The sequence below is a fragment of the Flavivirga abyssicola genome (genome assembly GCF_030540775.2).
In the GTDB taxonomy this organism is placed as follows: Bacteria; Bacteroidota; Bacteroidia; order Flavobacteriales; family Flavobacteriaceae; genus Flavivirga; species Flavivirga abyssicola.
Genome location: NZ_CP141266.1, coordinates 817,023 through 830,791 on the forward strand (window position 1 = coordinate 817,023; position 13,769 = coordinate 830,791).

11 protein-coding genes are annotated in these 13,769 nt (G+C 31.3%); 3 read left to right on the plus strand and 8 right to left on the minus strand.

Features of this window, described 5'->3' with window-relative positions; translation table 11 throughout:
* Positions 1-30 precede the first annotated feature (30 nt).
* Genes Q4Q34_RS03230 through Q4Q34_RS03250 form a run of 5 tightly spaced genes read right to left on the minus strand, consistent with a single transcriptional unit; the run spans position 31 to position 4,368 of the window.
* The gene (locus Q4Q34_RS03230) at positions 31-399 is read right to left on the minus strand and encodes an ASCH domain-containing protein (RefSeq protein WP_303316984.1); all 369 of its coding nucleotides are present in this window, start codon (positions 397-399) and stop codon (positions 31-33) included.
* Positions 377-1,882 carry a PIN domain-containing protein gene (locus Q4Q34_RS03235; RefSeq protein WP_303316983.1) on the minus strand — a complete coding sequence of 502 codons (1,506 nt, stop codon included), beginning with the start codon at positions 1,880-1,882 and terminating at the stop codon, positions 377-379. Before Q4Q34_RS03235 ends, Q4Q34_RS03230 begins: the two co-directional genes overlap by 23 nt.
* Entirely contained in the window at positions 1,879-2,718 is an 840-nt protein-coding gene (locus Q4Q34_RS03240; protein WP_303316982.1) for an HNH endonuclease, read from the minus strand. The genes Q4Q34_RS03235 and Q4Q34_RS03240 overlap by 4 nt, the downstream gene beginning before the upstream one ends.
* Positions 2,718-3,782, minus strand: coding sequence for a hypothetical protein (locus Q4Q34_RS03245; protein ID WP_303316981.1), 1,065 nt, complete (start codon positions 3,780-3,782; stop codon positions 2,718-2,720). Before Q4Q34_RS03245 ends, Q4Q34_RS03240 begins: the two co-directional genes overlap by 1 nt.
* Positions 3,783-3,828: 46 nt before the next feature.
* Positions 3,829-4,368: an ATP-binding protein gene (locus Q4Q34_RS03250; protein ID WP_303316980.1), complete on the minus strand. Its 540-nt coding sequence runs from the start codon at positions 4,366-4,368 to the stop codon at positions 3,829-3,831.
* Positions 4,369-4,893: 525 nt separating this feature from the next.
* On the opposite strand from Q4Q34_RS03250, the gene Q4Q34_RS03255 reads away from it, so the two are divergent.
* From Q4Q34_RS03255 to Q4Q34_RS03265, 3 genes are all read left to right on the plus strand, one after another.
* Positions 4,894-6,501 (plus strand): sodium:solute symporter family transporter, encoded by a 1,608-nt coding sequence (locus tag Q4Q34_RS03255; protein WP_303316979.1) that lies wholly within the window; start codon positions 4,894-4,896, stop codon positions 6,499-6,501.
* Between the two features lies 1 nt (position 6,502).
* Positions 6,503-6,991: a hypothetical protein gene (locus Q4Q34_RS03260; protein ID WP_303316978.1), complete on the plus strand. Its 489-nt coding sequence runs from the start codon at positions 6,503-6,505 to the stop codon at positions 6,989-6,991.
* A 496-nt stretch (positions 6,992-7,487) separates the two neighbouring features.
* Complete coding sequence (locus Q4Q34_RS03265) at positions 7,488-8,663, plus strand: MFS transporter (RefSeq protein ID WP_303316977.1); 1,176 nt, start codon at positions 7,488-7,490, stop codon at positions 8,661-8,663.
* A gap of 653 nt (positions 8,664-9,316) precedes the next feature.
* Here Q4Q34_RS03265 and Q4Q34_RS03270 read toward each other — a convergent pair.
* From Q4Q34_RS03270 to Q4Q34_RS03280, 3 genes are read right to left on the minus strand one after another with little or no spacing between them, the layout of a single operon-like run.
* Positions 9,317-10,723 carry a TolC family protein gene (locus Q4Q34_RS03270; RefSeq protein ID WP_303316976.1) on the minus strand — a complete coding sequence of 469 codons (1,407 nt, stop codon included), beginning with the start codon at positions 10,721-10,723 and terminating at the stop codon, positions 9,317-9,319.
* Between the two features lie 4 nt (positions 10,724-10,727).
* Positions 10,728-12,086, minus strand: a complete 1,359-nt coding sequence (locus Q4Q34_RS03275; protein ID WP_303316975.1) for an HlyD family secretion protein — start codon at positions 12,084-12,086, stop codon at positions 10,728-10,730.
* Complete coding sequence (locus Q4Q34_RS03280; RefSeq protein ID WP_303316974.1) at positions 12,079-13,755, minus strand: peptidase domain-containing ABC transporter; 1,677 nt, start codon at positions 13,753-13,755, stop codon at positions 12,079-12,081. Before Q4Q34_RS03280 ends, Q4Q34_RS03275 begins: the two co-directional genes overlap by 8 nt.
* Positions 13,756-13,769 lie beyond the last annotated feature (14 nt).

A 13,769-nucleotide genomic window follows, 5' to 3' on the forward strand; every position in this document is an offset into this window, starting at 1 on the left:
TAAAGAATATAATTATACTTTAAAGATGAATCACAGATACACGTATGATTGAGGAGGCAAGACATTGAAGTCTTCTTTAATACAAAGAGATTCGTGGTATTTTTTAGTTTCTTTTATCTTTATTGCATGTGCAACTTCTCTATTCGCAAAGTATTTATAAAAAAAATCTTCTGTTATACCAGATTGTAGCTTTGTAGTTTCCCATAAATCCTTAGGGTTAGAGGTAATGATATCATCTATTTCAAATTCTCCTATAACTCTTTTTACTGGCGAAGAGGCATAAACAACAACAGTTTTTATTTCAGGCTTTTTAAAGATTACTTTTCTAAATTCAAATTTTTTAATTCCATCAAATATTTTGAATGCAAATTCAGGCTTAATCGACAATAAAACTCTCATCGCTTTTAGTGGCTTTTAAAATTGTGGTAAATTGTTCCTTCGATATTTTTTTAAATCCTCTTGGAGCATCATTAACTCCTGCAAGTACTCGCAAATCTATTAATTCTTTCATGTTTATTCTATAAGGAAAAGAATAATTATAAAGAAACTTAACAACAAATGGCTTTTTCGGTGAATAATTCCACATTTTGCGTAACTGTTCTTCTGGAAATACACTGCTTTTTCTGCAATATAGTATAAATTCATCTTCATTAGCAAAATCATATTTCACTTCTTGGACAAAGCCAATCGTCGAAATTACACTTTTGTAGTATCCTCCAGTCATATAAAACACTAATATATCACCTCTTTTCGGATGTGGTAATAAAGCTCTAGATACATAGACTTTATTGATTGAGTTTCTATGTGGAAAATCTTCTATAAATTCTTCAGGAGACTCTGTATTTAAAATAGAATCGGGTAATAATTCTGTGTGATATTCAGGATAGATTGGCACTATATAGCAATCATTTTTTCTTGAAATATATGGATATGAATGCTTCAACTTATTAGGGTTTACCTTTTTGGTAAAGTCTCTAACGTAGACTAATTCACTATTTCCTTTTTTACCCCATAAAATGAACCCCCATTTTTCAAAAAGGTCAATTAACCTTCTTTGCCCTTCTCTTTTATTAAAAATCGTAACGTATATTTCATCAACTTTATTTTTAAGTGCATTATCAAAGATTATTTTCATAAACCTTTCCCCTAATCTAAAACCATTATTAATGACTTTAAAAGTTCCAATTTTCAATCTTTTTTTTGAATTAAACACAGGTAGTATATCTTTATAATTTTCGTGTTTATCTTCGACCTTTAAGTAAAGAAAAGAAAGCAATAGGCCGTTGTTTGAGTTAACAGTAATATAAGCTTCTTCATCAAATTTTTTAATGAACCATCTATCAAAACCAACATAATCCTCTTTTAAACTTGTGAAAAAATTATCATTTAGATCAATTCTTCCAAATTTTAATTTCTGAACGTTTAGAACCTTATAGTTTACCAAGTCTGGATGTTCTGCAAATGTTTTTTCCAAAAATGAGTCAATTGTAAATACTTTACCATCAATTCCAAGCTCACGAGCTTTTTTGTGCATTTTTTTATCCTCGGTAATTAATATATCAACCCTTTCCACAAAGACTTCATTTAAAAGCTGTGTATCATTCTTATCATTTTGATTAACATCAATGTCCTCTGACACGGCTGTCACTTTGGGTTGTATTGGAGAAGGAATTTCTATTTTTTCATAGCTTTCTAATTTTATTTGAAAAGTTTCAACCGCCTGTTGGTTTTTGTATTTCTCAATTTCAGTAATAGTCACAGAATGCACATATTTTGTGTATTTCGCTCTATCTAACCAGCGATATAATATTCCCACATCTTGGTTTACAACTCTAGAGGCCTCCCTATGAATAATAATATTTGTATCAAGTAAAGCTTTCATATATTAAGGTTTGAGTGAAATTGTGATTTTTTCATCTGCAAAATTGATTTGTTATCATTATCAGATAACCACTTCAAGTATCTACTTAGTCCTGCATTAGTTAAATTTATAGTATACTCAATACCCATGATAGCCATTACAAAATATAAATTATCTAATCGATGATTTTCTCCATCGACAGTTGGTTTCTCGGGAATAAAGAAGTCATATTCATTCATTTTTTCCATTATTTTATTGGACTTCTTATCGTAGCTGATTTGATTCTCATCGCAAATTCTTCTTATATGATATGGCCACATAGTATAGCCTTTTCCGAATCTAACAAAGTGACGTAGTTCATCCAAACCATCATTCTCAACAAAATCATTTTGCCAATCTTCAGCTAAAGACACTCTTTTAGCGAATGCTTCTATAGCAATTTTACCAACGAACTTGGATATGTTTAAATTATCTTTTGGAGGTTTATCATAAAGTGGAACATAGACTTTGTCATAATTTTTGATAGAATCCCAAACGTCTTGATCTTCTACAACAATCTTAAGGGTATTGCTTTCGCTTGGAAAAACCTTCAATTCCGTTTCATTTCTATTTTTCATAAATCCTGGGATACCAGGTATTTTTCCTTTTTTAGTCTCAATTGCTTTTCTCCCTCTTAGGGATACATAATATGGCATTTCTAAGACTGGTTTTTCAATCTTAAGAGCAAAATAATTGTTACAAGAATCACATACGATACCTTTTGAAAGTATTTGCTTTTTATTCCCAAGACTTTCGGGTATAATGTGCTCAACTGACTTTGAATTTGAACTATCCTTTTTACAGAAGATACACCTCATTATTTCTTATTCCAGATTTTTTTCTTGATTATATCCCAAAGTTTGATTAACCCACCTTTTACCCAAGGCCAGATAAAATAAAGTACAGTTATTATCACTATTGCAATAGCAATATAGATTTCTATGGGTAATTTATATAAAAGGTCATGAAACCCATCCTCTGAATTAAGTGAATTCCTGTAGCTTGGTATAAAAAGTAAAATACCACATATTATATTAATGAGTATAGCAAGGGAGAATTGACTGAGCCCAATTCTTTCCTTAGAATATATTGAAAAAAAGGAATAAGATTCTTTATCTTTTTTCTTATTAAAAACAACTATTAACTCATCCTTTTTAACACGCCTGTCTCCTAAATATTTATTGAATGATTCGTACTCAAGAGTTCGCACACTTTTCAATGATGAATTATCAAAAAATAGAATATCGTATTTATTTGGAACAATGTTGAATGAAAAGCAATTCTTTATTTCACAAACTTCTTTGTTACGAAGAAGACTTATTTGATTATCTGGAATATTTCTTTTCTCATTAATCTTTATATCATAAATAATTGTAGATTTTCCAATTCCCTTTTTTCTCATCGATACGTAAGGAATTGTTGGCTTTACCCAAAATCTAAAATAGACATTTGGTTTTTCTTCAGATTTAAGACTGCAATAAGTCTCTAAATCAAGAGTGGCGGAGATAATTTGGTCTTGACTAATATCAAGAGTGGCAGGTAAAATGCACAGCTTATTTCTATCTGCAAAAGTATGTACAACCCCTTCTATATTCCTACCCCCATCTAAAGAATCAGTACTACTAACAGAATCATTGAATATAAATCGACTGTTCTCAGCAATTTTAAGTTTGTTATATAAATCTTTTACCTCGCAAGATTTGTTTATCCATGGAATATATAAGGATATTGATAAGCTATCTTCTACTATTGTCTCTTTGGAAATTTCAAAACCAAACTCTATCAATGAGCTGTTATTATTAAATTCCCAAGTACACATATGAAAACGTTCTAATACAATAGGACTATTATTATCAGAGAATACAAAAAACGAATTTTCCATAAAAGCTATTTATTAAAACTGTCTGTTATTAACCATATTCAGATTTTTATAATTTAAGGCTATTTCTAAGAGAACCTATAATCTTTTGATAATCCTTTTGATCACCAATATTTAAAGTTACACCTAGTACTTTTGATAAGTGCTTTGCATAAGACAACTCTCTATCTTGCAAATTCTTCAGCACAGCATATTGATACGATTTTTTATCCCTTATTTCAAGTCGCCTTTTTATTTCAGGTATTTCATCTAAAATAAGCACTAGTGATAATGGACAAATTTGTTTAAAAGTACCTAAAGGAACATTTATAGCCTCATTTTCACTATTGAGTAAACAAAAATGACCATCCAATAGATAAGTTTTATCTTTTGAAATGATATTTTCTAACCCCATTATAAGCCTATCTTGCATCTCATCTACATCTTCTACTCTTTTGTCCTTTGAATCACTGTTTATTTCTTCCCATTTCAAAATTTCGCTTGCTGATAAATATTCAATATTTAAACCATTACCAATTTTTTTACATACGGTACTCTTGCCTACACCATGTATGCCTCCTACAAAAATAATTCCCGAACGATTCTTCATCAGTTCTTTTGAGTTGTTTCAATTGCTATTTAATAAAGGGAGAGATTAATCAAATATATGAATTTTCCTAAAAATATCTTATTTATTTAGAAGACTCTAATAAAATATTTAAAAAGAAAGTGTTTGAGGTTTTAGTTTGGAAATTTTTAACAGCCACTACTTATTTTATACTTAAGCTCCTATTAGAACCTCATTGATTTACCAATAAAGACAAATATTTACAGTAACTTCGTCAAAATTTGTTTAAGTTTAAGTCTGAAATATGCTCTAGGTTTTTAGATAATAGTCTTATATCTCAACTTTAATTCACAACCTAATTCTTACACTTAATCGTTAAAAAGCAACCTTACATATATTTAATTTCTTACTGACTACAGTTTTTATAATTTTATTTCATCTCCCTACAGGTACTAATAATTCATATGAGAAAAAAATAATTCATATTTATCTTTTTTCTTTAAATAACTTTAAATCCATAACTGACCGTTGCATGACAGTTGGTAATAAGCTGAAAAACAGATAAGAATGGGACAATTAGTCATCTTTGTAATAATTCTCTTTCCTTTATTTTACTTTACTTATCAATCCTATCGACATAGGAAAAAAACAAATAATTTAATTAGGTTCTTTCAATATGGTGAAAAATTTAAAGTAAATAGATTTTTTGCTACTATGACAGCTAGTAATTCTGGTATGTCAGGAGCATTATTTTTAATAGCTATATATGGTTACTTTTATGGTTTAGGTATAGTTATTTGGGTTATAAGTTTTTGGATTGCAACACAAGTAACTTATAGATATGTAGCTAGAAAACTTACAGTAAACGAAGGCAGGGAATTTTGGCAAAATAACACAACACTTCATGAATATCTTGGATCAAAATATGATGAACCAAAGGTTAGAATGTTTACTGGCATTCTAAGTCTTATTTCCTACTGTGGCTTAGTAGCTGCTGAAATAATATTAGGATATGAAATTATTAATTCCTTAATGGTCGGTGATGAAGCTCTACTGGGAACTAGATTAATATTACCGTCTTTTTCTATTATAGTTCTAATTATTTTATTGATTTTATCGTATGCTTCAATGTCTGGTTTTTGGAGTGTGGTAAAAACAGATATCGTTCAATTAGGTTTCATTCTTATTATGATGGTTTTAATTTGGGTTTTTATAAGTTCAAATTTTTCTAATATTCTCGAATCTTATCAAAGTTATTATTCAACAAATATTTTTGAAGCAATTTTCAATCCTGATGGAAGTGGTGTATTTAACTTTCTGTTCTTTGTAGTACTAATGAATATTGTTTTTTGGGGCTTATGGTGGCCATCTGCAATGGACCAATGGCACAGATCTGCTGCTACTAGAGATTTTAAGAATATTGCCAATAAAAAAATGGGAGCAACCGGTAGCTTGACTATTAGCTATTTTATTTTCTTATCATTAACATTTGTTATGGTTGGAGTTGTTTTAAAGACAACTATTATTTCTAGTGGAGGTGAAATTGCGCCACTCGGATATTTAATGGATGGGATGTCAAATCATTGGTCTGGTTGGTTAAGAATACTAATACTAGGTTTCGTTGCTGCTGGATTTATGGCTGCTGTTATATCTACAATAGATTCATATATTGTTGTAGCTGTTCAAAGTCTTATTTCAGATTTTTATATAACTAAGAGAGAAGGGTTAACACTTAGCGAAATTGACAAAGATCAAAGTAAGAGTCAATTTTATTTAATGTGGTCAAGGATAGCTATATTAATAATCGGATTACTCATTATAATAATCGCTATTCTATTCTCTTATCTAAAAGACGTTTTTACAGCAATATATTTTTCATTTAGTTTTATGTTTATTGCTGTTCCCTTTGTCTTTTTATCCTTCAATAAAAAAAAGATGGGGAGTAATAATAGAGGAAAAGCTATGTTATGGTCATTGACTTTAGGTCTTTTATGGTGCATAATTACAAATATTTTTATAATAGTGAATATAGAACGATTAAATCGATTAAATGATTTAGACAACATGCTTACATGGTACAATTACTTGTATGCAAACCCGTTTGTTACCTCAGTAATCTCTATTGTTTCATACTTCTTGACACATAAGTTTATTTCACTAAACAATAGAGCTTAATATGGCACTTAACACCAAAGATTCAGATCGAATATTTATAATTTCAATTACAATTATCCTTCTCAGTGCCATACTAGCCATATCAATACCTAGTATTAACAATAGTGATCACGAAAAAGAACTAATATCAGTCAGCAGACATATAGAAAAAATGTCAGAGAAACCATTGTCTAAAGACTTGAAATTTAACGAAATTACTGACACCTCAAGAAAACAAATATTTCTTATAGTCAATCTTAAAACAGGTAGATATTTGGCAATACTAGGGTACATTTCTGGAATAGTAGGCGTGATTATTATGATAAGTTTTAATATAGTGAGATTAAAAACTGTTGCTGATGGTGTGGTCACAGCAGACGAATTAAAAAATCAATTAAAAAACCCTGCTGATATTGCTATTATATTAATTACCCTTTTTTTGACATTTATGGTTGTGATAATAACTGTTATCTATTCAATTTTTATTAATAGTGAAATACTAATATTATAAAGCCTAATGCAATGCCTACACAGTCAGATTATATTTATTCTACCAATTCTATTTTTCTTAATCAGTTTGCCCTTATTCTGTTTTTATTCTTAATTAGATTGATAAACTAACTATGTAAAACTATTCAAATTAGTTGAAAATTAGAGTTAGTCTTAAATATGCTCTTGAATACTTGTAAGTGAATAGCATCATACATGTAAAGCAATAAAATATTTTCAAACATAAAATGTACATGCAGATACACATTTGTGTACAGAAGGATACAATACAGTGCTACTGGAGGTACCACGAAAAAATCCCGAAACATTTTGTTTACGGGATTTTTTGTTTTACAAGATATTTTAACAGGCTTTTTCAATTTTCATAATATTAGCAAATTGGTGATCCGAAATTTATTATATTACAGTATCTTTTCTATTTAGTGAACCATTCTTGATTACGATAAATTTAAATAATTGCTAACTTCCTCTATAGGTGTAAATGAAATATAATTTAAGTGATACGGTCTAAACTTATTCTACCAATCATTATCATTTCACAGTTTTGCTGTACTTCGCTTTGGTTTGCTGGAAATGGAGTGATGAATGATCTGATTATAAACTTCAACCTTTCGAATAACGCCTTGGGACATCTGACCTCATCTGTACAATTTGGATTTATAATAGGTACTCTGATTTTTGCTGTATTAACCATTGCAGACCGGTACTCGCCTTCAAAAGTATTTTTAGTTAGTGCATTACTTGGCGCAATCTTTAATTTAGGAGTATTATGGGATGAAAATAGTTTAGCTAGTATACTCTTATTTCGATTCCTTACAGGATTTTTTCTGGCAGGCATCTATCCAGTGGGGATGAAAATAGCGGCAGACTATTATGAGAAAGGGCTTGGTAAAGCCTTAGGTTTCTTAGTTGGAGCTCTGGTTCTGGGAACAGCATTCCCTCATTTACTCAAGAATATTTCGAATACCTTACCATGGAAAACTGTCATAATTGCCATTTCATTACTTGCCGTCCTTGGAGGGCTATTGATGGCGGTGATGGTGCCTGATGGCCCCTTCCGAAAAGCCAGTTCGAAGTTTAATTTATCTGCATGTTTTAAAGTATTTGAAAATCGAAAATTTCGTACTTCAGCCTTTGGTTATTTTGGTCATATGTGGGAGCTTTATACTTTTTGGGCTTTCGTACCTGTTATTCTTAAAGCTTATATTGTGAAACACCCTCAAATTTATTTCAATATACCTCTACTATCTTTTCTTATTATTGGAATGGGTGGATTGGCTTGTGTCCTTGGAGGCTATTTTGCTCAATACATTGGTGTAAAAAGAACAGCTTCATTAGCGCTATTTTTTTCATGTCTATGCTGTCTAACTTCTCCATTGATATTCGTAACTGATCATGAATTTTTATTCATCACTTTTTTAATCTTTTGGGGCATGATGGTCATTGCCGATTCCCCTTTATTTTCAACATTGGTTGCTCAAAATGCACCAGCAGAAATTAAAGGAACTGCACTAACAATTGTTAATTGCATCGGATTTTCTATTACTATAATTAGTATTCAACTGATAAATATAATCCAAGAATTAACAGACTCAAATACAATTTATATGATCTTGGCATTGGGGCCTATTCTTGGTTTAATAGCCCTAAGAAACAAAACAATTCCCAACTAAACTTAAATCGTATTAAAATGCAGTAAAGCCAAACCACTAACAAACAAAACCTTGGCAACAGAAAGAGGAGCTCCCTAGTGTACTTTTATGTTACCCAGTTTTAATTTGTAAGCGGATATCTCTATTTCTAAAGATAAGAAACCGTTAAAAAACCCTAGGTCTTATGGTATTTATTTTCAAATATAAACTGATGTTTTTTTATTAAACAACTGGAATAGCCAATTTAAAACTTTGATTAATAGAGTTAAATAACTTCTTATTTACATATCCCTTGACTTATTCTGAAATTTTGATATTACATTCATCAATATTTAATTATTAATATCGAGTATATCTGCAGAACTATAGATAAAATAAAATCCATACCGTATGAACCACCGTATGAACCAATGATAACAAAATAATAACTGGTACTATTATTTTGTAAAACCTATAGTCTTTCCAACAAGTAAGCTTCATAAATAAATGATCAGGTTAAAGATTCTATAACTAAAACAGCTAAGTTTAAAAAATCCCTACTTTTAATTCTAAAATAAACTTAAATTTTGTAGATATAATACCACTGATTTAGTCCACCACTTCAATCAACTTAGAGACATTAAAAACGTTTTCAATTATAAAGTAATTGAAGCCCTCCAGCGAAATAGTATTGTTTATTCAATACGATCTATTGGACTTACTCCAAGCGTATTAAAAAACTGAATACTGGATTCAAGACGTTTTATAATAATACTATTTTCTTTTAATTGAGCATCTATCAAACTCCGTTCGCGGGAATTGATAAGAAATAACGAACTTTCTCCTAAAAAGAATTTACGTTCTTCGCCCTTTAGTAGTACTTTATAATTAGCAACAACATTATTTACAATACCTTCCTGCTTATCAAGAGATGTCATTTCGTTACTAATCGCACTAATCTTATTTTTAATTGTGAGCATTTGTGATGTTCTCTCATAATTTACATCCTGCAATTTTAATTTGGCCAGTTTTAAATCACCTCGCTCTTTGCGTAAAAAAATAGGAACACTAAAATTGACAAATGCCTTATAATTTGCGGTATTAAAACGCTGCAATGGCTCATAGTCTTCAGATAAAAAATTATACTGTACGTCGAGTTTGGGTAATAATTTATTCATTTTTAAATTTCTATCGACTTTTAATGACTTGATTTTGTTTTCTAATGATCTTAATTTAGGATGACTATCCAAGACTAAAGAATCTACTAGGCTTTGTTTTATCATTAATGCCATATTTAAATCATCTATAGAAGGTTTAGAGGGAAAAATATGTTCTTCAATCTCTAATGGAATACCTTGCAACCATAGATAATTACTTGCTTTTAAAGCTGCTTTAATACGTTTAAGCTTGGCTGCTTCAAAACTTAACTTCCTATTTTGTAAAGCTATTTTTGCTTCTACAGAGTCTATGGCTGCCACCTGGCCCGTTTCTGAACTACGCTTTACAGCAAAAAAACGTGTATTAGCATTGGTTAAAAAACTAGAAAATATACGCTCTTCATTAGCAGCTTCAAGCCACTGAGTGTAAGCCATACCAGCCTCAAATAATACATTATTAACCAATAAATCCCTATCGGCTTTTGATTGTTCTCTAAAGAATCGTGCTTTTTTAAGCGATGCCATTCTATCATTAATCAGTAAGCCTTGTGCTAAAGATATCGAGACACCTGCACTATATAAACCGTCATCTGGAACCGATAAATCTGGACTCAAAAAAGCACCTGAATTTTGCTCAAAATTGGCTTTGAATTCCACACCATACCAAGTTGGTACTTTAAAAGTGGCATTTAGTTCGTTATAATATTCTGTATTCTTGAATTTTTTTCGATTGAAATCAACTTCAATCTTCGGATCGAATCCTCCTTTTGCTTTTAAAAGGTTGGCTTCTCCTGTATTCAACGTTAAATTTGCTTGCTTTACTAAAGGGTGATGTTGTTTTACATATCCCATGTACTCTTGAAATGACAAGGAATCGATTAAAATATCCTGCGCCATTACAGCAAAACTGAAAAAAAATATACAACAGTTTAAAAACAGTTTCATAATCCTATTTTTTTGAGGTTTTAGGCTTCGTTTTATTCTGAGCTGGTATATAATAATTAGGCGGGAAACCATTTAATTTTCGCCATACTTCAAACCAGATTGGTACATTTTCTAATAAGGCTATGGTATAAGCTCCGGAACCAACACGAACGTTTGGAGGCCAATTATTTTCTTTTTCATCAGGAGCAATAAGCACTCTGAATTTTCCATTATCGCTAATAAACGTCTCTACGGCTACTACCCGACCACCAAAAGTTCCGAATGACGCATTGGGCCATCCACTAAAAAAGATAGCTGGCCATCCATCAAATTGAATTCTTACCCGTTCTCCTTTATGTATCAGAGGTAAATCTATAGGCTCTACAAAGGTTTCTACTGCCAGATCATAATTAGCAGGCATGATGCCAACCAAAGCCTCTCCTTCCTTAAATGTTTCTCCAATACCCGCCCTTATGGCTTTATTTACATATCCATCCTGAGGAGCTGTTATGTAATAAAGCGCATTTCTAAGCTCGTAATTGGATGTCTGATTTTCTAATTTCGAAGTTTGTGCTTCAGCTTCAAACTGATTAGATTGTGCTGTAAATTTTTCACTATTCGTTTTGGCAAGCTTATCTGCATATTCTGCTGTCACTCTATTAATTTCTATTCTAGCATTCAATACATCATTTTTACTTGACATCAACTTATTTTCCTGCGAAATCAATTTTGCCTGTGTTTCCTGCATTTTTAATCGCTTCTCTTCAACAGCAGTCATCGGTTTTAAACCTTCTTCTTGAAGCGTAATAATACGATTTAACTGTGTATTAGCGATTTTATAATTTGTCTTGGCTGCTTCTAAATCTATACTATCACTTTTTACCTTTAAATAAGATTGCTTTAACTTATTTTCAGCTTGTGAAAGTTTTAAACTTCTTTCTCTAATAATAGCATCTATCTGGTTTGTCAGTGCCCCTACCTTTCCTTTATAAGATTGTACCGAATTACTTTTTGCATCACGCTGAAGTTTTGTTCGTTCTACCAATTTTGGATCTTGATATTCTGTTTTAATTTCAGAAATACGAAGTATGGTATCTCCTTTATTAACAAAATCCCCCTCTCTTACATACCATTGCTCAATTCTTCCTGGTATGGGAGATTGTATCGTTTGGGGTCTTTGGTCTGGAGTCAATGTGGTTACATACCCATCGGCTGTAACATTTTGAGTCCAGGGTAAAAACAAGATGATCAGAACAGCAATAGAAAACCCACCTAACAGCCTGTTAAATAGTTTATAATGCTTTCGTTGAAATACCTTTCTATGAGATTGATAACCTTCTAAGGTGACCTTTTTATTTATTTGGTTGTGAGATATATTAAGCATCTGTATGGTCTTTATTTATTAATACGCCTTTTTCCAATTTCATACTTTTGGTACACTTGTCCTTCCATGAAGGGTTTCTACTGGAAATAATGAGTACCCAACCTCTTTCTGGTGAAAGTAAATAATCAATAATCCGATTAGCTTCTTCTTCTTCAAAATGCTCTAATGGGTCTTTAAGTATTAATAATTTGGGATCTTGAATAATGGCTCTTGCCAATAAGATACGCTTAGAAACAGTAAACGGAATTTGCTGACCCTCAGGATGCATCGTAGTCATTAAGCCTTTTGGTTGAGTCTTTATAAAGTCTAACAAACCCACTTGTTTTAGTACATTATGCAATCGTTCTTGTGAAACATCATGTGCCCCAAATGTTATATTCTCAAGTATAGTCCCCTCAAAAGGGGTCTGATCTGGTAACACCTGCCCTATAAAGGCCCTATAGCGATTTGCCCATACTGCTTTTATAGACACATCGTTTATATATAAATCGCCTCTTGTTGGCTCTATTAAACCTGAAATTATTTTAAGCAATGTTGTTTTACCTGAACCTGAAGATCCATCCAAATGAATTCTATCTTTTGTAGATATCGTAAAATTAATCCCCTTTAGGATTTCCTGACCTTCTGGAGAATTATACTTTAAGTCATCCAATTCAAGTGTAAGGCTACTTTTGTTCTCAAATGGATCTATACCTTCTTGGGGTTCTAATTCTTTATCTACTACCTGCCCTATTTTTTCTAAAGAAGTTAATACATCATAAAAAGACTCCAATCCTGTAATTACTTTTTCAACAGAACTGATTAAAAGCAGAATAATAATCTCGGCAGCAACAAATTGTCCAATATTCATTTGTTGGTTTAGCACCAGTAAGCCTCCTATAAGTAACAACCCAGAAGTTACAAGCACTTTAAACCCTATCATTTGAATAAATTGTGTCAACAATATTTTGAAATGACTTTCTCTTGCTGATAAATACTGAGCGGTTAAATTGTCGTTTCTCTGCATAGCTAGTTCGCTATTACCTGATAACTTAAAACTAATTAAAGACCTCGCAATTTCCTGTATCCAATGCGCCACCTTATATTTACTTTTTGACTCCAAAAGACTGGTTTCAAGCCCCTTTCTAGCTGTTGATTTAAAAAGAATATAAACTAAAACGATAAGCAGTATACCATATATAATGAAGAACGGGTGATAAAATGACAGTAACAACAATCCAAAGATTATTTGTAATAATGCTGCTGGAAAATCAATTAAAATTTTGGATAATCCTTTTTGAACCGTCAACGTATCAAAAAACCTATTGGCCAACTCTGGCGGATAAAAATTTCGCAGTTCACTCATCTTTACCTTAGGAAACCTATAAGCAAACTCAAAAGATGATCTTGTAAAGATCTTTTGCTGAATATTTTCAAGAATTCTAATTTGCATTAATTGTAATACGCCTTGAAAAGCAACACCTAATGTTACCAAAATCACTAATATAATCCATGAAGTAGAAACTTGTGCTCCTTGAATAAAATTGATGATTGCCTGAATGCCCAACGGTAAGGATAAAGCTACTATACCAGCAAAAATGGCATAATAAAAAATTTGTCTTATGTCTTTTTTATCAAGCTGTAATAAGCCTGTAAACCTCCTCCAAGGAGTTAATTGTTTTTGTTCCATGTAAGTAAATAATA

Coding starts and splice junctions, on each gene's coding strand:
- Q4Q34_RS03245 (WP_303316981.1), bottom strand. CDS start 3,782: ATGGAAAATTCGTTTTTTGTATTCTCTGATAATAATAGTCCTATTGTA.
- Q4Q34_RS03235 (WP_303316983.1), bottom strand. CDS start 1,882: ATGAAAGCTTTACTTGATACAAATATTATTATTCATAGGGAGGCCTCT.
- Q4Q34_RS03270 (WP_303316976.1), bottom strand. CDS start 10,723: ATGAAACTGTTTTTAAACTGTTGTATATTTTTTTTCAGTTTTGCTGTA.
- Q4Q34_RS03275 (WP_303316975.1), bottom strand. CDS start 12,086: ATGCTTAATATATCTCACAACCAAATAAATAAAAAGGTCACCTTAGAA.
- Q4Q34_RS03250 (WP_303316980.1), bottom strand. CDS start 4,368: ATGAAGAATCGTTCGGGAATTATTTTTGTAGGAGGCATACATGGTGTA.
- Q4Q34_RS03260 (WP_303316978.1), top strand. CDS start 6,503: ATGGCACTTAACACCAAAGATTCAGATCGAATATTTATAATTTCAATT.
- Q4Q34_RS03240 (WP_303316982.1), bottom strand. CDS start 2,718: ATGAGGTGTATCTTCTGTAAAAAGGATAGTTCAAATTCAAAGTCAGTT.
- Q4Q34_RS03280 (WP_303316974.1), bottom strand. CDS start 13,755: ATGGAACAAAAACAATTAACTCCTTGGAGGAGGTTTACAGGCTTATTA.
- Q4Q34_RS03230 (WP_303316984.1), bottom strand. CDS start 399: ATGAGAGTTTTATTGTCGATTAAGCCTGAATTTGCATTCAAAATATTT.
- Q4Q34_RS03255 (WP_303316979.1), top strand. CDS start 4,894: ATGGGACAATTAGTCATCTTTGTAATAATTCTCTTTCCTTTATTTTAC.